The 20,705-nt window shown below is 71.8% G+C and carries 9 protein-coding genes and 1 pseudogene; 3 read left to right on the top strand and 7 right to left on the bottom strand.

Annotated features, from left to right (window positions below; translation table 11 throughout):
* Positions 1–16 precede the first annotated feature (16 nt).
* Positions 17–3,391, bottom strand: coding sequence for a pyruvate carboxylase (locus ACFPIH_RS19355; RefSeq protein ID WP_381163312.1), 3,375 nt, complete (start codon positions 3,389–3,391; stop codon positions 17–19).
* 121 nt (positions 3,392–3,512) lie between these two features.
* Positions 3,513–5,300, bottom strand: a complete 1,788-nt coding sequence (locus ACFPIH_RS19350; protein ID WP_381163315.1) for an FAD-binding dehydrogenase — start codon at positions 5,298–5,300, stop codon at positions 3,513–3,515.
* A 223-nt stretch (positions 5,301–5,523) separates the two neighbouring features.
* Between ACFPIH_RS19350 and ACFPIH_RS19345 the strand changes: the two genes are divergently transcribed.
* The 3 genes from ACFPIH_RS19345 to ACFPIH_RS19335 all read left to right on the top strand — a co-directional run bounded on the left by ACFPIH_RS19345 (position 5,524) and on the right by ACFPIH_RS19335 (position 13,479).
* On the top strand, positions 5,524–6,678 hold the full coding sequence (locus tag ACFPIH_RS19345; protein WP_381163318.1) for a helix-turn-helix domain-containing protein: 1,155 nt from the start codon (positions 5,524–5,526) through the stop codon (positions 6,676–6,678).
* Between the two features lie 130 nt (positions 6,679–6,808).
* Positions 6,809–11,944, top strand: coding sequence for a family 43 glycosylhydrolase (locus tag ACFPIH_RS19340; protein ID WP_381163321.1), 5,136 nt, complete (start codon positions 6,809–6,811; stop codon positions 11,942–11,944).
* A gap of 74 nt (positions 11,945–12,018) precedes the next feature.
* A complete protein-coding gene (locus ACFPIH_RS19335) occupies positions 12,019–13,479 on the top strand; it encodes a hypothetical protein (protein WP_381163323.1) in 1,461 nt (486 codons plus the stop codon).
* Here ACFPIH_RS19335 and ACFPIH_RS19330 read toward each other — a convergent pair.
* The 5 genes and pseudogenes from ACFPIH_RS19330 to ACFPIH_RS19310 form a co-directional block, all read right to left on the bottom strand.
* Positions 13,424–16,192: a hypothetical protein gene (locus ACFPIH_RS19330; protein WP_381163326.1), complete on the bottom strand. Its 2,769-nt coding sequence runs from the start codon at positions 16,190–16,192 to the stop codon at positions 13,424–13,426. The two genes, ACFPIH_RS19335 and ACFPIH_RS19330, sit on opposite strands and share 56 nt — an antisense overlap.
* Positions 16,189–17,310 (bottom strand): ATP-binding protein, encoded by a 1,122-nt coding sequence (locus ACFPIH_RS19325; RefSeq protein ID WP_381163329.1) that lies wholly within the window; start codon positions 17,308–17,310, stop codon positions 16,189–16,191. Before ACFPIH_RS19325 ends, ACFPIH_RS19330 begins: the two co-directional genes overlap by 4 nt.
* Before the next feature lie 42 nt (positions 17,311–17,352).
* Entirely contained in the window at positions 17,353–18,705 is a 1,353-nt protein-coding gene (locus ACFPIH_RS19320; RefSeq protein WP_381163332.1) for a VWA domain-containing protein, read from the bottom strand.
* Positions 18,702–20,078 carry a hypothetical protein gene (locus ACFPIH_RS19315; protein WP_381164565.1) on the bottom strand — a complete coding sequence of 459 codons (1,377 nt, stop codon included), beginning with the start codon at positions 20,076–20,078 and terminating at the stop codon, positions 18,702–18,704. The genes ACFPIH_RS19320 and ACFPIH_RS19315 overlap by 4 nt, the downstream gene beginning before the upstream one ends.
* A gap of 39 nt (positions 20,079–20,117) precedes the next feature.
* Positions 20,118–20,630: pseudogene (locus ACFPIH_RS19310) on the bottom strand (hypothetical protein); the annotation flags it as partial.
* Between the last annotated feature and the right edge of the window lie 75 nt (positions 20,631–20,705).

The following is a 20,705-nucleotide window of genomic DNA, read 5'->3' as shown; positions in this document are numbered from 1 at the left end:
CGTGCGGCTCGGGGACTCATCCCACCTCGACCAGCAGGTCGCCGCCCTCCACCTGCTGGATCCGGTTGATGGCCAGCCTGCTGACCCGGCCGGCCTTCGGCGCGGTGATCGTCGCCTCCATCTTCATCGCCTCGATGGTGGCCACGGTGGCACCGGCCGCGACCTCGTCGCCCTCGGCGACCGCCAGGGTCACCACGCCCGCGAAGGGGGCGGCGACATGGCCGGGGTTGGCGCGGTCGGCCTTCTCGGTCACCGGGATGTCGGAGGCGGCGGCCTTGTCGCGGACCTGGATGGGCCGGAGCTGGCCGTTGAGCGTGGACATCACCGTGCGCAGACCGCGTTCGTCGGCCTCACCGACGGCCTGGAGCTCGATGAGCAGCCGGACGCCGGGTTCGAGGTCGACGGAGTACTCCTTGCCCGGGCGCAGGCCGTAGAAGAAGTCCTTGCTGTCCAGGACGCTGGTGTCGCCGTAGGCCTGGCGGTGGGTGTCGAAGTCGCGGGTCGGGCCGGGGAAGAGGAGACGGTTGAGGGTGGTGCGGCGGGACTTCTCCAGGCCCTCGCGGTCCTCGGTGCTGAGGTCCTTGACCGGCTTGGCCTCGGCGCGGCCTTCGAGCGCCCTGCTGCGGAAGGGCTCGGGCCAGCCGCCGGGCGGGGTGCCGAGTTCACCGCGGAGGAAGCCGATGACCGAGTCGGGGATGTCGTAGCGGTTGGGGGCCGCCTCGAAGTCCTGCGGGGACACTCCGGCGCCGACCAGGTGCAGGGCGAGGTCGCCGACCACCTTGGAGGACGGGGTGACCTTGACCAGGTGGCCGAGCATGCGGTCGGCGGCGGCGTACATCGCCTCGATGTCCTCGAAGCGGTCGCCGAGGCCGAGCGCGACGGCCTGGGTGCGCAGGTTGGAGAGCTGGCCGCCGGGGATCTCGTGGTGGTAGACGCGTCCGGTCGGGGAGGCGAGGCCCGCCTCGAAGGGGGCGTAGATCCGCCGGACGCTCTCCCAGTACGGCTCCAGGTCGCCGACGGCCTGGAGGTCGAGTCCGGTGGGGCGCTCGGAGTGGTCGGTGGCGGCGACGATCGCCGACAGCGACGGCTGGGACGTCGTACCGGCCATGGAGGCCACGGCGCCGTCCACGGCGTCCGCGCCGGCCTGGATCGCGGCGAGGTAGGTGGCGAGCTGGCCGCCCGCCGTGTCGTGGGTGTGCAGATGGACCGGCAGGTCGAACTCGCGGCGCAGCGCGGAGACCAGCTTGGCGGCCGCGGGGGCGCGCAGCAGGCCCGCCATGTCCTTCACCGCCAGGACGTGGGCGCCGGCCTCGACGATCTGCTCGGCGAGGCGCAGATAGTAGTCGAGGGTGTAGAGGCGCTCGTTCGGGTCGGACAGGTCGGAGGTGTAGCAGAGGGCGACCTCGGCGACCGCCGTGCCGGTCTCGCGTACGGCGTCGATGGCGGGGCGCATCTGGCCGACGTCGTTGAGGGCGTCGAAGATGCGGAAGATGTCGATGCCGGTGGCTGCGGCCTCCTGCACGAAGGCGTCGGTCACCTCGGTCGGGTACGGGGTGTAGCCGACGGTGTTGCGGCCGCGCAGCAGCATCTGGAGGCAGATGTTGGGGACGGCCTCGCGCAGGGCGGCAAGGCGTTCCCAGGGGTCCTCGGCGAGGAAGCGCAGGGCGACGTCGTAGGTCGCGCCGCCCCAGCACTCCAGGGAGAGCAGGTTCGGCAGGGTGCGGGCGACCAGGGGGGCGGAGGCGAGGAGGTCCTTGGTGCGCACACGGGTGGCGAGCAGGGACTGGTGGGCGTCGCGGAAGGTGGTGTCGGTGACGCCGATGGTCGGGGACTCGCGCAGCCAGTGGGCGAAGCCCTCGGGGCCGAGGTGGACCAGGCGCTGCCGGGAGCCGGCGGGCGGCTCGCCTGCCGGGGTCGCGGGCAGCTTGGTGGTCGGCTCGATCAGGTCGGGCCGCTCGCCGTGCGGCTTGTTGACGGTGACGTCGGCGAGATAGGTGAGCAGCTTGGTGCCGCGGTCGGCGGAGGAGCGGGCGGTCAGCAGGTGCGGGCGCTGCTCGATGAAGGAGGTGGTGATGCGGCCGGCCTGGAAGTCCGCGTCGTCCAGGACGGCCTGGAGGAAGGGGATGTTCGTGGCGACGCCGCGGATGCGGAACTCGGCGACGGCACGCCGGGCGCGGCCGATGGCGGAGGGGAAGTCCCGGCCCCGGCAGGTGAGTTTGACCAGCATCGAGTCGAAGTGCGCGCTGATCTCCGTGCCGGCGTGGGTGGTTCCGCCGTCCAGACGGATGCCGGAGCCGCCCGGGGAGCGGTAGGCGCTGATGCGGCCGGTGTCGGGGCGGAAGCCGTTGGCGGGGTCCTCGGTGGTGATCCGGCACTGGAGGGCGGCGCCGCGCAGGGTGACCGTGTCCTGGGACAGGCCGAGGTCGTCGAGGGTCTCGCCGGAGGCGATGCGCAGCTGGGCCTGGACGAGGTCGACGTCGGTGACCTCCTCGGTGACCGTGTGCTCGACCTGGATGCGCGGGTTCATCTCGATGAAGACGTGGTTGCCGGCGGGGTCGAGGAGGAACTCGACGGTGCCCGCGTTGCGGTAGCCGATCTCGCGGGCGAAGCGGACGGCGTCGGCGCAGATCCGGTCGCGCAGCTCGGGGGCGAGGTTGGGCGCGGGGGCCAGCTCGATGACCTTCTGGTGGCGGCGCTGGAGCGAGCAGTCGCGTTCGAAGAGGTGGATGACGTTGCCGGCGCCGTCGGCGAGGATCTGCACCTCGATGTGGCGGGGGTCGACGACGGCCTTCTCCAGGAAGACGGTGGGGTCGCCGAAGGCGGAAGCGGCCTCGCGGGAGGCCGCCTCGATGGACTCGCGCAGGACGGCCGGGTCCGCGACCCGGCGCATACCGCGTCCGCCGCCGCCCGCGACCGCCTTCACGAACACCGGGAAGCCGATCTCCTCGGCGGCCCGGACGAGTTCGTCGATGTCGTTGGAGGGCGCGGAGGAGCCGAGCACGGGGACGCCCGCCGCGCGGGCCGCGGCCACCGCGCTCGCCTTGTTGCCGGTGAGTTCGAGGGTGCGGGCGTCGGGCCCGACGAAGGTGATGCCCGCCTCCTCGCAGGCGCGCGCGAGTTCGGGGTTCTCGGAGAGGAAGCCGTAGCCCGGGTAGACCGCGTCGGCGCCCGCCCGGCGCGCGGCGCCGACGATCTCCTCGACGGAGAGGTAGGCGCGCACGGGGTGTCCCGGTTCGCCGATCTCGTACGCCTCGTCGGCTTTCAGCCGGTGCAGCGAGTTGCGGTCCTCGTGCGGGAAGACGGCGACCGTGCGTGCGCCCAGCTCATAGCCGGCGCGAAACGCACGGATCGCGATCTCACCACGGTTGGCGACGAGTACCTTGCGGAACATCCTGGACCCCTTCGGCCTGCCGGTGTCGGGACCCATGGTGGCGGTGAGTGACCCTCCATGACCATGTGAGCCGGGCCACTCACCGCATGTCTCGCCCGAACGGATGGCGCGGCGGGTCGTCTCAGGTCGCCGTGGCCGCCGCGGCGGCCCGGCCCGCCTGACGTCCGGAGAACAGACAGCCGCCGAGGAAGGTGCCCTCCAGGGAGCGGTAGCCGTGGATTCCGCCGCCGCCGAAGCCGGCGACCTCTCCGGCCGCGTACAGGCCGGGCACCGGGTTCCCGGCGGCGTTCAGGACCCTGCCGGAGAGGTCGGTCTGGAGGCCGCCGAGGGTCTTGCGGGTGAGGACGTTGAGGCGTACGGCGATCAGCGGCCCGGCGCTGGAGTCGAGGATCCGGTGGATGGACGCCGTACGGCTGAGGCTGTCGCCGGTGTAGTTGAGGGCGTTGCGGATGCCCATGACCTGGACGTCCTTGGTGTACGAGTTGGTGATCTCCCGGTCGCGGGCCTCGATCTGGCGCTTGAGGTCGGCGAGGACGATCAGGTTGTCGCCGGTGAGCTTGTTCATGCCGGTGACGAGGTCGGTGAGCGTGGTGGCGACGACGAAGTCCTCGCCCTTGTTCTTGAACTTCTCGATCGGCTCCGGGGTCTGCCAGATACGGGACAGCAGCTGCCAGATGTTCTTGTTGGTGAGGTCGGGGTTCTGTTCGGAGCCGGAGAGCGCGAACTCCTTGGCGATGATCTTCTGGGTGGTGACGAACCAGGAGTAGTCGTAGCCGGACGCGGTGATCGTGCGGAGGGTGTGCAGGGTGTCGTAGCCCGGGATGTCGGGCGTGTCGAACCGCTTGCCGGTGGCGTCGAACCACATGGAGGACGGGCCGGGGAGGATGCGGATGCCGTGGCCCGGCCAGATCGGGTCGTAGTTGCGCAGGCCCTCGGTGTAGTGCCACATACGGTCCGGGTTGACGATCCGGCCGCCCGCCTTCTCGGTGATGGCGAGCATCCGGCCGTCCACGTGCGCGGGGACGCCGGTGACCATGAACTTCGGCGGCGTGCCCATGCGTGCGGGCCAGTTCTGGCGGACGAGGTCGTGGTTGGCGCCGATGCCGCCGGAGGTGACGACGACGACCGGGGCGCGCAGTTCGAAGTCGCCGACGACGGTGCGGGAGCTGGGCTTGCCGCGGGCGACACTGCTGGGCTCCAGGACCGCGCCGCGGACGCCGGTGACGACTCCGCCGGTGGTGACGAGTTCGTCCACGCGGTGGCGGAACTTGAAGACGACCTTGCCGGCGTCGACGCCGGCGCGCACCTTCTTCTCGAACGGCTCGACCACGGCCGGTCCGGTGCCCCAGGTGACGTGGAAGCGGGGCACGGAGTTGCCGTGCCCGGTGGCGAGGCCGCCGCCGCGCTCCGCCCAGCCGACGATCGGGAACCACTGCACACCGAGCCCGGCCAGCCAGGACCGCTTCTCGCCGGACGCGAACTCGACGTACGACTTGGCCCACTGGTAGGCCCAGTAGTCCTGGCCCTTGGGGTCGTCGACGCCCCGGTCGAAGCCGGCCGTGCCCTGCCAGTCCTGCCAGGCCAGGTCGTAGGTGTCCTGGACGCCCATCAGGCGCTGTTCGTCGGAGTTGACGAAGAACAGCCCGCCGAAGGACCAGAAGGCCTGGCCGCCGAGGCTCGCCTCGGGCTCCTGGTCGAGCAGCAGCACCTTGCGGCCGGCGGCGACGAGTTCGGAGGCCGCGACGAGTCCGGCGAGTCCGTGGCCGACGACGATCGCGTCGGCGTCCTGCGACTCGGCGCCGAAGGCCGGGAAGGCGTGGGCGGCGAGCGTCGCGCCCGCGACGACCCCGCCGGCCACGGTCAGGGCGCGTCGGCGGGTGATTTCGGCGGCGGCTGCGGGGTTGTCCATGAGCGGCCCTCCCGGGGGCTTTACTGATGGGCGAGGCTGGGCAGTTGTTACCGATGGGTGCTACTGGGCGGTGTTACCAAGGGGTGTTCCTGCGGCAGCTGCACTGTTACCGTCGGTAGCCCACAGGAAACCAGGTCGTCACAGCGCTGCGATAGTGCGCGGGTGCCAACGCGACCACCGCTTGCTTGTGGCCCGGAGACAGCGTCCGGGCGAGGAGGGGACCATGACCGTCGTGCGCGGCCAGGGGCGAATCACCGGACAGATCACGGTGGTCCTGCACGACATGGCGGACGATCCCGAGGTGCTCGTCGAACTCGTCCGCGCGGCGCGCAGCCAGTCCCCCGAACTGTCGTCGCTCGCCGAGGAGGCGACCCGTTCGCATGTCACGGCGATGATCCGGGCGGCCGGCCCCTGGTTCGCCGCGCTGGAGCGGTCCGGGGCGGTCGAGGAGCAGGACTTCACCGCGGCCCTGCTGCTCGGCGCCGACCGCGCGGTGCAGGGGGTCGCGATGACGGCCGTGCTGCGCGGGGTGCAGGCGGCGCTGGCCCGGGCGGCGGAGCTGGCGGTGGACCGCTGCCGTTCGGCGGGCGTGCCGGACCGCGTGCTGCTGTCGGTGGTGCTGCGGCTGCAGGAGTACGGCAACGCGGTCGAGCGGCATGTGGTGCACGGCTACCGGGCCGCCGAGCACGAGGCGCCGCGCGCCCTGGGCGCGGTACGCACCCGGCTGCTGCGCCGGATCCTGCTCGGCGAAGTCACCCCGCGTCCCGAGGAGTTGGCGCAGGCGGGAATCCGGGCGGACCCCGACGGCCGGTACCACTGTCTCGCCGCCTTCCCCGCCCGCCGCCGTTCGCTGCGCTCGGCACACGTCGTCACGGGCACGCTCGACGGCCGTCTGGCGGGCCTCGGCCCCCGGCCGCCCGGCGCCGACGAGGTTCCCCCGGACGCCCTCGTCGTGGTCGCGCCGCCTGCCGCCCTGTCCGAACTGCCCGCGCTGTACCGGCTGTGCGTGCGCGCGGTGGATCTCGGCCTGGAGCAGGGACTGCACGGCCGGTACGACGTCACGGACTTCGCCGCCCTGGTCGCGCTGGCCGAACAGCCGCTGTTGGGCGCGCTGTTGCGCGACCGGCTGCTCGGCGGGCTCGATCCGGCGAACGACTTCCACCGTCAACTCGCCCTGACCGCACTGGCGTTCCTCGACAGCGGCCGACGTCTGGACCAGACGGCCGCGGCCCTGTTCACGCATCCCAACACGGTCCGCTACCGGCTGGGCCGGCTGCGGCAGATCACCGCCACGCCCCTCGCCGACGGCGACGCCGATCCGCTGGACGCACTGCACTGGTGGTGGGCGCTGACGTCCTGGCTGTCAACTCGGGGCTGAGCAGGGGACCTTAGCTTTGGACAGGTTCCGTTCGGCCAGTCGGACATTGTTCGAGAAGTCTTGACGCGAGCATGTACAGCGTTTGACACTCTCGCAACATCACGTCACACGGCTGAAACGGCGGTCCCCTATGACGCATAGAAAACGCTTCCGCGTCCGCGCAGGACAACTGGCCGCGCTGACCGCCGTGTCACTGCTGGCGGGTCTGCTCGGCGCTGCCGCCCCCGCCCGGGCCGCGGACCTCACCGACGGCCTCGCCCTCTGGTACAAGCTCGACGGCGCCACCGGCACGACGGTGCCCGACGCCTCCGGTCACGGCCTGGACGGCACGGTCAACGGCACCGCCGACTGGCCGGGGTCCGGCCAGGGGCTCGCCTTCAACGGCTCCGACACCTACGTCAAGGTGCCGAACGACGTCATGAAGGGCATGACGTCGATCAGCGTCGCGATGGACGTGAAGATCGACGCCGCGCAGACCACGCCGTACTTCCTCTACGGCTTCGGCAACTCCAGCGGCAGCAACGGCGACGGCTACCTCTTCACCACCGGCAACTCCCTCCGCACCTCGATCGCGACCGGCAACTGGTCGACGGAGCAGACCACCAAGCCCGCCGACTCCCACAATCTGACCCGCTCGGTGTGGAAGAACGTCACCTACACCCAGACGGGCAGCACCGGCGTCCTGTACGAGGACGGCGTCGAGGTCGCCCGCAACACCTCCGTCACCATCACCCCCGGCGCAATCGGCTCCGGCACGACGACGGCCAACTACCTCGGGAAGTCGGTGTACTCGGGCGACAAGCTCTTCAAGGGCGGCATGCGCGACTTCCGGGTGTACGACCGCGCCCTGGAGCCTTCCGAGGTCGAGCAGCTGGCGCTCCCCGTGGCGACGCAGGGCGTGGAGGACGACAGGGCCGCGCTCGACCTGGGCGACACGAGCGCCGTCACGGACGACCTGGACCTGCCGAAGACCGGCCCGGCGGGCGGCTCCACCCTCACCTGGGCCAGCGACAACGCGGACGTGGTGTCCGACTCCGGCAAGGTGACCCGCCCGGCCGCCGGTGAGCCGGACGGCCACGCCACGCTCACCGCGACCCTGAGGAAGGGCACGGTCACCGCCACCCGCGCCTTCGACGTCACGGTCCTCGCGTCCTTCGACGACAAGACCGCGACCGAGCGGGCCGCCGCGGCGCTGACCGTCCACAACATCGACGACGCCCGCGGCAACCTCACCCTCCCGGCGACCGGCGCGTACGGCACCGAGGTCACGTGGTCGACCGCCCGCGAGGACGTCGTCTCCGCCGACGGTGTGGTCCACCGGCCCGCGCACGGCGCCGGGGACGCGAAGGCCGAGCTGACCGCGACCGTCACCAAGGGCGACGCGCAGGCGACCCGTGTGTTCACCGCGAAGGTCCCCGAACTCCCGGTGAAGGAAGCCCTCAAGGGCTATATGTTCAGCTACTTCACCGGCGAGGGCACGGCGAACGGCGAGCAGCTCTACGCCGCGCTCAGCAAGGGGAACGACCCGCTGAACTGGCGGGAGCTGAACGGCGGCGAGCCCGTCCTGACCTCCACGCTCGGCGAGCAGGGCCTGCGCGACCCGTTCATCATCCGCTCCCCCGAGGGCGACAAGTTCTACCAGATAGCCACCGACCTGAGGATCTACGGCAACGGCGACTGGGACGCCGCCCAGCGCACCGGCAGCAAGTCCGTCATGGTCTGGGAGTCTACCGACCTCGTCCACTGGACGGACCAGCGCCTGGTGAAGGTCTCCCCGGACAGCGCGGGCAACACCTGGGCCCCTGAGGCGTACTACGACTCCACGCTCGGCGAGTACGTCGTCTTCTGGGCGTCGAAGCTGTACGACAACGAGGCGCACTCGGGCGACACCTACAACCGGATGATGTACGCCACGACCCGTGACTTCTACACGTTCAGCGAGCCCAAGGTCTGGGTCGACCGCGGCTACTCGGTCATCGACTCCACGGTGATCCAGCACGACGGCGAGTACTACCGCCTCTCCAAGGACGAGCGGAACAACTCCTCCTCCACGCCCAACAGCAAGTTCATCTTCGAGGAGAAGAGCGACTCGCTGCGCGACCTCTCCTGGGACGCGGTCGCCGAGGGCATCGGCAAGGGCGCGATGAGCGCGGCCGAGGGCCCGCTGGTGTTCAAGTCCAACACCGAGGAGAAGTGGTACGCGTTCCTCGACGAGTTCGGCGGGCGCGGCTACCTCCCGTTCGAGACCACCGACCTCGCCTCGGGCAACTGGACCCCGGTCGCCGACTACGACCTGCCGTCGCGGCCCCGCCACGGCACGGTCCTGCCGGTCACCCAGGCCGAGTACGACCGTCTGCTGCGCGCCTACCAGCCGGACCAGCTCGTCGAGAGCGTCGAGGACGTGCCGGTGAAGACCCGGATCGGGGAGGCCCCGGTGCTGCCGGCGACCGTGATCGCGACGTACGCCGACGGCGTCACGCGTCCGGTGGCCGTGAACTGGGACGCGGTCCCCGAGTCGGCGTACGCGCAGGCCGGCACGTTCACCGTGACGGGCGGTCTGCCGGACGGCGCCGCGCTGCCGGTGCGGGCCGAGGTGACGGTCTCCGCCGAGGGCCCGGACGTCCCGGCCGACCTGCTGCTGCACTACGGCTTCGACGAGACGTCCGGCTCCATCGCCCGTGACTCCAGCGGACACGGCTACCACGGCACCTACGTCCGTACGCCCGCCTTCGGCACCGGCGTGCACGGCGGCTCGTTCAGCATGTCCGGCGCGAGCGACTCGCCGTACGTGAAGATCCCGAACGGCGTGCTGAAGAACGCCGGCTCCGTCACCGTCTCGACGTACGCGAAGTGGAAGGGCGGCGCCAACTGGCAGTGGCTGTTCGGTCTCGGCCCGGACAGCGACAAGTACCTGTTCGCCAGCCCCTCCAACGGCTCCTCCAAGCTCTACTCGGCCATCACCAAGGCGAGTTGGTCGGCGGAGTCCAAGCTGACGGCGGGCTCGCAGCTCACGCCGGGCGAGTGGCGCAACGTCACGGTCACCCTGGACGGCTCCACCGGCACGATGGTGCTGTACGTGGACGGCGTCGAGGCGGCCCGGGCCACCGGCGTCACCATCAAGCCGTCCGAGCTGTACGACGCCGGCAAGGACTACAGCGGCTACATCGGCCGCTCCCTGTACTCCGCCGACCCGTACTTCGCCGGCGAGGTCGACGACTTCCGTGTCTACGGGCAGGCCTTGTCGGCGGCGGAGGTGATGGAGCTCAGCGGCAACACGGCGGGCATCGCCCGGGCCACCGACCCCTCGCTGAAGGTCGACGCGCTCATCGACAACGCGGGCAGCCGCATCACGCTCCCCGCGAAGGAGGGCACCGATCTCACCAGGCTGGCACCGGAGTTCACAATCGCCCACGGTGCGGCGATCAGCCCCGCCTCGGGCAGCGTCCAGGACTTCAGCAAGCCGGTGACGTACGAGGTGACCGGCTCCGACGGTAAGAAGCGCACCTGGACCGTCGCCGCGCTGATCATGAAGAGCCCGGTGCTGCCGGGGCTGAACGCCGACCCGAACATCGTGCGGTTCGGCGACACCTTCTACATGTACCCGACCACCGACGGCTTCGAGGGCTGGAGCGGCACGCAGTTCAAGGCGTACTCCTCCACCGACCTCGTGCACTGGACGGACCACGGCGTCATCCTCGACCTGGGCCCGGACGTGAGCTGGGCGGACAGCAGGGCCTGGGATCCGACCATCGCCGAGAAGGACGGCAAGTACTACTTCTACTTCTGCGCCGACGCGAACATCGGGGTCGCGGTCGCCGACTCGCCGACCGGCCCGTTCAAGGACGCGCTCGGTCAACCCCTGCTGAAGGCGGGGCAGTTGAGCGGCCAGATGATCGACCCGGCCGTGTTCACCGACGACGACGGCCAGTCGTACCTCTACTGGGGCAACGGCCACGCCTACGTCGTCCCCCTCGACGACGACATGGTCTCCTTCGACGCCTCGAAGATCACCGACATCACCCCGAGCGGCTACAACGAGGGCACGTTCGTGGTGAAGCGCCAGGGCACCTACTACTTCATGTGGTCGGAGAACGACACCCGCGACGAGAACTACCGGGTCGCCTACGCCACCGGCCCCTCCCCCACCGGCCCCTGGACCAAGCGCGGTGTGATCCTGGAGAAGGACGCCTCGCTGGGCATCCTCGGCACCGGCCACCACTCGGTGGTGCAGGTGCCGGGCACCGACGACTGGTACATCGCCTACCACCGCTTCGCGATCCCCGGCGGTGACGGCACCCACCGCGAAACCACCGTCGACAGGCTGGAGTTCGACGCGGACGGTCTCATCAAGAAGGTCGTGCCGACGCTCACCGGCATCGACCCGGTGACCATCGTCCACGCCGGTCCGGACGCGAAGGGCACCGAGGGCGACGCCATCGCCCTGAACGGCACGCTGTCCGGTGCGGGCAGCCCGAAGTGGACAGCGGAGAAGGGCGCGCCGTGCACGGTCGCCGACCCCTCGGCGGCCCGTACCACCGTCACCTGCGCGGACAACGGCACCTTCACCCTCACCCTGACCGGCGGACGCAGCACCGACACGGCGGTCGTCACGGTGACCAACGCGGTGCCGGTCATCACGTCCGTCTCCGGCCCGTCGTCCCCGGTCCCGGCCGGACACCGTACGACGGTCACGGCCGCGTTCACCGACCCCGGCGCCGGTGACACCCACACCTGCGCGGTCGACTGGAAGGACGGCGGCAAGCCGGCCGCCGCCGCGGTCACCGCGACCGGCTGCCGCGCCGAGCACACCTACCGCTCGGCGGGCATCCACCAGCCGGTGATCACCGTGTCCGACGACGACGGCGGCACGGACAGCCGTACGCTCCCCGAGCTGATCGTGTACGACCGCTCGGCGGGCCCGGTACTGGGCGCGGGCGCCGTCGGCACCAAGGGGGTCTTCTCGATCGCGGCCGGCCATCTGCCGTGGGCCACCGCCCCGGCGGGCCTGGTCACCTTCGACGCCGCCCGTCTCCAGTTCCGCTCCACCGGCCTGGACTGGCTCGTCGTCAGCGGCTCCCGGGCGGTCCTCCAGGGCTCCGGCACCGTGGGCGGCAAGGGCGGTTACGCCTTCCGCGTCACCGCGACGGACGGCCCTGACACCTTCGCCATCAAGGTGTGGAAGAAGTCCGACGGGCAGGTCGTGTACGACAGCGGGGCGGGGGTGAAGGTCACCGGCGCCGTGCAGGTGGGCGTACACCGCCGATAGGACCAGCGGGTTATGGTCATGGGCCCCCTGCGTCGGCAGGGGGCCCATTCGCTGTACCGGGGGGACACGACAGCATGCCCGCACCCGAGCAGATCTGGGAAGAAGCCGATCTGCCCACCCGACGCCTGGCAGGGCTGGCCCTCAACCCGTCCACTCCGCAGGACGTCCTGCTACGGCTCCTGGCCGACGCGCCGCTCGCGGCACGCATGGTGCTGTGCCGGGACCGAGACCTTCCCGTGGCGGTCGTCGACGCCGCGATCGACCACCCGGACACCCGGACACGCAGCTTCCTGGCGCGCAACCCCCACGTCGATCCGGCCCAGCGGGCGCGGCTGGTGGACGATCCGGAGTGGCTCGTGCGCGCCCATCTCGCCGACGGCCCCAGAATGCCCCACTACGGCCGTCCCAGGCCGCTGCCCGACGAGACCGTGATACGCATGCTCACCACGTACAGCAACGACGAACTGGCCGGCACTGTTTACCAGCAGTTCTCCAGGGAGTTGTGGGAGACCCTGCCCACCCATCCGGTCCCCAAGGTCCGTGCCTGGGGTGGCCCAAGCGATGAGCGGTACGAGGATCCGGACTGGGTGGCGAGCCAGTTGCCCGACCGGTCCTGTCACGGCCGCACCGACATCCTCATGAACCGGCCTCTCAACAGGGCCGTCGTGGACGGCGTCCTCACCGCTCCGGTGGGTCCTGATGAGCGGCTGATGATCGCGGGCAACCCTTCGCTGCCTCCGGACATGGTGGTTCTCCTGGCCGCCGATCCGGACCCGGAGGTGCGGGAGCGGATCGCGCACCGCGCGGATCTGGCCCCCGACCAGCGCCGGGCACTCGCCGTGGACCATGAGCCGAGGGTGCGGCTGGCCGTGTCGCTGCACCCCGCGTGGAGCGAGGAGGAGCGGGCCGGGATCGACTACGAGGTCCCGATGGACCGCACTTTCGGTTTCCACCTCGAGTCCCTGCGGCCCCGCGATCCCGGGGCCGTCCGGCAGGACGCGCTCTCCGGCCACCCGTTGCTCCGCCGGAGGGCGGCGGAGGAGCCCACGCTGCCGCCGGACCTGCTGGCCCGGCTGACCGGCGACGACGACCTCGGCGTACGTGTGCTGCTGGCCCAGAACCACCCCGATGCCGCGCCGGCGCTGCTGCTGCGCAGCTTCCTGGAGTACACCGGCCGTGAGCGCGACCACCTCCTCACCCGTCCGAACTTCCCGACCGACGGGCTGGCCGGGTACGCCGACGACGAGGATCCCGCCGTCCGCGCCCTGGCCGTCCGTGACCCCGGGACCCCGCCCGAGACCGTGGAGCGGCTCACCCGGGACCCGGACCCCGCCGTACGGGCCGCGTCCGCCCGGCATCCGAACCTTCCCCCCGCCCGGCTGGCGCGGCTCCTCGACGACGAGGAACTGGCCCATCACGCCGCCGCCAACCCGGCGTTGGGGCTGGACACCCTGCGCGGGCTGGTGGCGGCGCTGCCGGTCAGCCGACGGCCAGCAGGGCCTCCAGCGCCACGGCGGTCCCCGGGTGCTCGGTGAGGAGAGCCACGCCGGACACCGGCTCCGTGGTCGCCCAGGTGCCGTCGCAGCCCAGCAGGTCCGCCAGCGCGTCGCAGGTGGTGGGGTGGGCGGCGAGGAGTGCCACGCCGCCGTCGGTGTGCGCGGTCGGCGGCGCCGGGGGCGTCTGCTGCGGGAGCCGCCACGGCGGGACCCAGCTGTCGAGTGCCGTGAGGCGGGCCGGGAAGAGGCGGCCGGCCTCACGGACGATCAGCGGGGCCAGTTCGGCGCCGCCGGCGCGCAGGGTGCCGATGAGGGTGGGCAGCCAGGGCAGCAGGAGCGGGTCGGGAAGCCGGGCGAAGGCGTTCGACACCGCCTCGACGACGAAGTCGGCGAGGGCCGGCACCGGTTCCAGGGCGTGCAGGAAGCCGCTGAGGTAGCGGGGGTAGGCGGGCAGGGCCAGGGGGTTGCCGAGCAGGTCGTCACAGCGTTCGCGCAGGGTGCTCCGGGTGAGGGTGCCGAGGTGGGTCTGCGCCGCCCAGAGCAGGGCCGTGCGGGCGGGGTCGGCCGGGTGGCACTGGGCGAGGGCGAGTTCGAGCTGGGCGCGGTCGCAGCCAAGGGAGAGGGCCAGCCCCTCCATGCCGAACAGGAAGCCCAGCATGGCCGCGACCTGGCGGACGGTCGCGTCGTCGTCGGTGAACGCGGTCGGCAGCCGGGTGCAGTAGTGGGCGTAGCCGGTCTTGACGAAGGACTCGATCCAGCCGGGCAGGGCGGGTTCGGCGGTGCGGTAGTGAGCCAGCAGGCGGCGGACGCGGCGCAGTACCTCCGGCGCGCCGTCGACGCTGCGTTCGGTGGCCAGGACCTCGAGGGCGCGGGTGCCGAGTTCGTCGGCGAGGCGGCTGCTGCGCAGGTACAGGATCGCGTCCTCGACGGCTTCGAGGACGCCGGCCGCGGTGGCCTGCGGGTCGTACGCGGCGCGCCGTAGCCGCTGTTCCAGGACCTGCTCGATGCTGACGCCCTCGTAGCCGAGTTCGATGAGCGATCGCTGGTGGGTGCCCAGGGCGAGGTCCCAGGACTCCTGGATGGCGCGTTCGCCGAGGCTGCGGTCGCCCATGACGGGGCGGGCGGCGCCGTGCGGCAGCAGTCGGCGCAGCATCCACAGGACGTCGGAGCAGCGCTCCAGTTCGGGCTGGGCCGCGATGTCGAGCAGGGCCCGCTGGACGCCGCGCTGCTGGAGCCGGAGGTTCAGCGGGGCGAGCCGGTCGTGGACGTCGCGGGCGAGGGGCGGCAGCGCGTCGTAGCCGACCTGGCCGACGCGGTCGCCGCCCATCATGATCTCGACCAGTCTGCCCACGTCCCGCCGGCCGGGCACGGTGTCCTTCTCGATGCAGGTGACGGCCGCGTCCTGGAAGTCGTACGGCGTCGGCTTGGCGCGGTCGCGCATCCCCGCCAGCAGGATGGAGGTCTCGAAGACGGCGATGGCGTCGGCGGTGGAGGCGAGGTAGCCGCTGCGGCGGGCCGCGCGCACGATGTCGACCGACCAGCCGAGCAGTTCGGCCTCGTCGAGGGGGTCGAGGGCGGGTGGCCGCCGGAGGAAGCCGGTGAGCCGGTCGGCAGGCACCGCGGTGGGGGCGGGGACCGGGGCGGGGAGTGCCTTCTTCTTCGGCTTCGTGCCTGCCTGGCCTTCGAGGCGGTACGGACGTACGCCGGTCCTTCTGACGTTCTTGGCCCACTCCGTCGCGGCGATGGACACCGATCCCGGGGCCAGGCCGAACTGGGCCTCGATCGCCCCGTGGCTGGACGGGATGAGGCCGTGCCGCCACTTGGTGCCGCTGGGCGGGCCGATGGTGAAGGAGTCGCTGCCGTGCACGCCGAACTCGGCGACCCGGCTGGCCGCGTGGAACGCGCCGCAGACATAGAGGCAGTCGGCGGGGTCGGTGCCGGTGGCGGCGAGGTGTTCGCGCATCCGGGTCCACATGTACCGTTCGCGGTCCTCGTCGACCCGGACCTTGTGGGGGTCGCCGGGCGCGAGCCGCCGGAAGAGGCTGCCGATGAGCAGCATCACCTGGCGGTAGGTGTCGTGGTCGCCGTCGCCGAGGGGCACTTCGACGTACTGGTGCCACCACTCCGACCAGTGGCGGACCCGGCCGTGGCGCAGCAGGTGTTCCTCCAGTTCGGCGAAGCGGGGGCGCAGGTCGCCGATGTCGACGCCGACGGCGTCGCCGTGCAGGGCGGTGTCCTCGTCGGCCGGCGGCTCCCCCGGTGTGCCGGAGTCGCGGGGTGTCTCCCACTGGAAGACATGGTCGGAGGACCGGTCGACGAGGACGAGTTCGACGCCGGGGGTGTCCAGGGCGTAGGCGATGGCCTGGTACTCGGCGGAGGCCTCCGTGACGGGGGCGACGACGGACAGCGGGGACCAGTCGGCGGGAAAGCCCTCGACCTCGCTGGCGAACGACTGGACGGCCACCGGGAGGCGGCAGTTGCGCAGCTCGGTGAGGAGCGGGGCCATGTCCTCGCACAGCTCCAGGTAGACCGCCTTCGGCTGCTTCTCGCGCAGCCGGCGGGCCATGGCGATGGCCGAGGCCGGTGAGTGGTGGCAGACGGGGAAGATCTCCAGCGGTTCGGACACCGCGCGTTCGACGTCGTCGACGATGCCCCGCAGGAGGCCTTCGAGGGCGCCGGGTCCGTCGGCGAACGCCGTGGCCGCCTCGTGGAGTTGACCGCGCAGGGCGTCGAAGGTGCCGCCGCTGCTCATGACAGGGTCGCGATCGCGTCGCGTCCGCCTTCGAGGAACTCCGGCCAGGAGCCCCCTTCTTCCTTGCCGCGCGGTTCGACGACGCCGTGCAGGTACTTGTTGAGGATGGCGAGGTCCTCGGGGTCGCGGCGGGCCAGGGAGCCGACGAGGGAGGAGGCGAGGGTGCGGGCGGTCAGGGCGCGCTCCCCGAAGAAGTTGCTGTGCAGGATGGCGTCCTCCAGGACGCCGATCTGCTCGGCCGTGGAGAGCGCGGACTCCAGCTTCTCGTCGTCACCGCCGGCGGTCGCCGCCGCGGCCCGCAGGTCGGCGAAGCTCTGCAGCAGTACGTCCAGCAGGGTGGGCGGGACGTCCAGTTCGATGCGGTGGCGGCGCAGCAGTTCCTCGGTGCGGAAGCGGACGATCTCCGCCTCGCTCTTCTTGTTCGTGACGACGGGGATGCGGACGAAGTTGAAGCGGCGCTTGAGTGCGGAGGACAGGTCGTTGACGCCCCGGTCGCGGCTGTTGGCGGTGGCGATGACCGAGAAGCCGGGCTTGGCGAACACGATGTTGTCGCCACCTGCGCCGTCGAGCTCGGGCACCGAGATGTACTTCTCGGAGAGGATGGAGATCAGGGCGTCCTGGACATCGCTGGTGGAGCGGGTCAGTTCCTCGAAACGGCCGATGGTGCCGGTCTCCATCGCGGTCATGATCGGTGAGGGGATCATCGACTCCCTGGACTGGCCCTTGGCGATCACCATGGACACGTTCCACGAGTACTTGATGTGGTCCTCGGTGGTGCCGGCGGTGCCCTGGACGACCTGGGTGGAGTTGCGGCAGATCGCCGCGGAGAGCAGTTCGGCGAGCCAGCTCTTTCCGGTGCCGGGGTCGCCGATGAGCAGCAGGCCGCGGTCGGAGGCGAGGGTGACGATGGCCCGCTCGACGATACTGCGGTCGCCGAACCACTTCTGGGCGATGTCGCGGTCGAGGCCGTCGGAGCGCTCGGAACCGAGGACGAACAGCCGGAGCATCTTCGGCGACAGCCGCCAGGAGAACGGCTTGGGGTTGTCGTCGGCCGACTCCAGCCAGTCGAGTTCCTCGGCGTACTTGATCTCGGCGGGGGCGCGCAACAGGTCGGACATATGAGGGCCTTTCTGCGGGTCAGGAGGGTGTGTCAGGGCGCTTCAGGTGAGGAACGACTTGAGTTCGTGGACGAGCTTGTCGATGTGACCGGTGATCACCGGGGTGCCCAGGGCCTTGAAACGCTCCCGGAACCAGGGGTTGACCTCCTGCCGCCCGGAGCTGGTCACGGAGCCGACCGGGATGAACTTCACGCCGGAGCGGTGCACCGCCTCGATCCCCTCGAACAGCGGCTGGGAGCGGCTGAACTCGTAGAAGTCCGAGATCCACACCATCACGGTGTTGCGGGGCTCGGTGATCTTCGGGCGGGCCATGGCCATCGCGACGGGACCGTCGTTGCCGCCGCCGAGCTGGGTGCGCAGCAGTACCTCGAAGGGTTCGTGGACCCAGGGCGTGAGGTCGATGGCCCGGGTGTCGTACGCGATGAGGTGGACGTCGACCTTGGGGAGTCCGGCGAAGATCGAGGCCAGGATGGTGCAGTTGACCATGGAGTCGACCATCGAGCCGGACTGGTCCACGACGACGACGAGGCGCTGCGGTGTCGTCCGCCGGGCGGTGTGCCGGTAGTAGAGGCGGTCGACGTAGAGGCGTTCCTCTTCGGGGCTGTAGTTGGTGAGGTTCTTCCAGATGGTGCGGTCGAGGTCGAGGTTGCGGAAGACCCGCTTGGGCGGGATCGAGCGGTCGATCGCGCCGACGGTGGCCTTCTCGACCTGGGTGCGCAGCACGTCGGCGACCTCGTCGACGAAGCGGCGGATCAGCGACTTCGCGTTGGCCAGGGCCACGCCGGAGAGGTTGTTCTTGTCGCGGAGCAGCTGCTCGATGAGCGACATGCTCGGGGTGAGTCGCGCGGCGAGCTTCGGGTCGGCGAGGACCTCGCGCAGATGCATCCGGCGGACGAGGTCGGCCTCCAGCTCGCCGAGTTCCGCGCCGATGCCGGGGCTCCGGCCGCCGCGCAGCTCCCCGGGCGCGTGCCCGAGGGCGCGCTCCAGCCAGCCCGCGTCGGACTGCCAGCGGGCCAGCTGCCCGGCGCTGACGGCTCCGCCGCCCGTGGCGTGGACGTTGAGCAGCACCTTGGAGACGAGCGCGGCCCGTCGCACCTCGGCGGCGCCGTCCCGTTCCTCGTCGGCCCCGGGCACCATCAGGCCGTCCAGTTCCGCCGCCAGTTCCGGATGGCGCTGCACGAGGGAGTCGACGGAGGCCCCCGGGTCCAGGAGCGCGGGCGGCAGGCCGATGTCCTCGACGACGGCGAGGCTCGCCGACTCCAGCGCGGCCTGCTCCTCGGGGTCGAAGAGACGGGCCAGGAGCCGCCAGTAGAGGACCTGCCGGCGGTTGTCGTCCGGGTGGGCTTCCACCTGACGGTCGGTCACTTGATGGTCGTTCACCTGGTGGTCGGTCATTTGCGCAGCAGCCTTCCCGCTCGTTCCCGCAGGACGGTCACGGCGTCGGTGGCGGCCTTCTCCGCCTTGACGCCGTTCTTGTCGGTGGTGCCGCCGGCCCACGCGCCCGCGTGCAGGGCGACGGTCCTCTTGCGGACGGTGGTCTCGACGGCGAGCGGCTGGAGCCGGAACTCCCCGGCGTCCCAGCGGAGCAGGCCGACACACGCGCCGGAGGCGGCGACGGCCTCGGGGGTGAGGGGGCTCGCGACCGGGATGCGGTCGGTGTCCACCGGGAGGGCGCGCCCGGCGAGGAGAAGGGTGAGGGTGTCGCCGTCCTTACGGGTCTCGTAGCCCTCCAGGAACACCGGTTCGGCGAGGCGCGCCGGGTGGCGGTCCAGGGGTGCGGTGGGCGCCGCGGTGGCGGTGGGCAGGGCGACGCGGGCGGTGGCGAAGGGGTCCGCGGGTTCGCCGGTGCGGGCCCGCTCGTCGTCCCAGATCAGGTCGCCCGCGTCGGTGAGGGGCATGGCGTCGAGTTCCATGGCGCGGCCTTCGCCGAGGGCCGCGAGGAGCGACAGGCGGGGGCGCAACAGCTGCCAGACGCCGGCCGCGACGACGGTGTCCGGCTTGGGCACGGAGACGCTCGCGCGGACCAGCCGGGACGGGGTGCCGTCGGCGGGTTCGAACACCGCGTGGACCTGGGCCTGGGCGGCGGTGGCGTGTTCGTGGAGGTCGGCGCCGAGCGGCAGCAGGCGGCCGGTGGCGGTGCCCGTGACCGCGCCTGCGGTGGCGCCGGGTTCGGTCAGCAGCAGGGCGCGGGACCACAGGTCGCCCCAGCGGCGCGCCGGGATCCGCTCCAGGGCGGAGCCGGGGCAGGACGCGGCGAGTTCGGCGGCGAGGCCGTCGAGCAGGGTGGCCTGGCGGCGCAGTTCGGGCTGGGGCAGCATCGCGGAGACGATCGGCGCGGCCCCGCCGACGAGGTCGTGGTCGATGCCCTGCCAGCCGGCGCGGGCGAGGTCGGCGAGCCAGGTGCGGGCCGCCGCGAGCAGGTTGACGGGCGGACGGTCGCCGGCGGCCGGGGGCGGCGGTTCGGCGCGGGTGCGGCCGGTCACCTCGTCGGCACGCGCGGCGAGCGCGTCGTGCGCGGCGCCGAGGAGCGCGGTGCGGGCGGCGGCGAGGGCGACGAAGTGGTCCTCGGCCGCGGTTCCGGCCGCGGCCTTCTCGGCGGCCTCGGCGACCCGGGCGGCGAGCGGGCTGCGGGCCACGGCGCGGGCGAGCTCGGTGAGGTCGGCGGCCCGGTCGGGGCGGGGGCGCAGCAGACCGGTGACGAGGGTCCGGTCCAGGGCGTCGGCGGCGGCGAGGGCCTCGTCGAGCCCGGCGACGGGGGCGATGAACAGGTCGCCGGGCGTGCACGGAGGCGGTTCCGTGGCATCCGCCGCCCGGGTCGGCGGGAACCAGTGCAGCTCCGGCAACGGATCGGTGACCGGCGTCAGTTCGAGATAGGCGAGGTGGCGCAGGAAGCGGCTGAACACGGGCGCGGCGAGCGTCTTGCCGTCGGCCTGCGGCGGGCGCGCGCCGGTCATCGCGGCGGTGAGGGCGGGGGCGTCCGTCTCCCCGCCCGGGGGCTCGGCGCGCAGATAGCGGGCGACGCGGTCGGCGCCGTACTGCAGGACGGCCTCGGTGACCAGGGCGCGGATGTGGTTGCAGAACCCGCCGCGCGCGCCGCCGCAGGGGCGGTTGTTGTTGGTGCTGCACGCGAAGGCGTACGTCCCGGCCGCGACCGACGAGACATACACCCGCTCGATGTCCGAGCCGCTGGAGACCACGCCCTGCAGACGTCCGTCGGCCAGTTCGACGAAGGGGACCTTGGCGAGTTTGCGGGGCCGGGCGGGCGCCACCACCCGCGCCGTACTCGCCTGTTCCCAGGCTGGGTTCTCCCGTTGCGACAACGCGCCATCTCCTTTGCGGCATACGGCTGCACACGCCGAATCGGCGCAGCTCAGGTGGGTTGTCACAGCCGATCG

The organism is Streptomyces vulcanius (assembly GCF_042653945.1).
Taxonomy (GTDB): Bacteria; Actinomycetota; Actinomycetes; order Streptomycetales; family Streptomycetaceae; genus Streptomyces; species Streptomyces mangrovi.
This window is presented reverse-complemented; position numbering and strand designations above follow the sequence as displayed.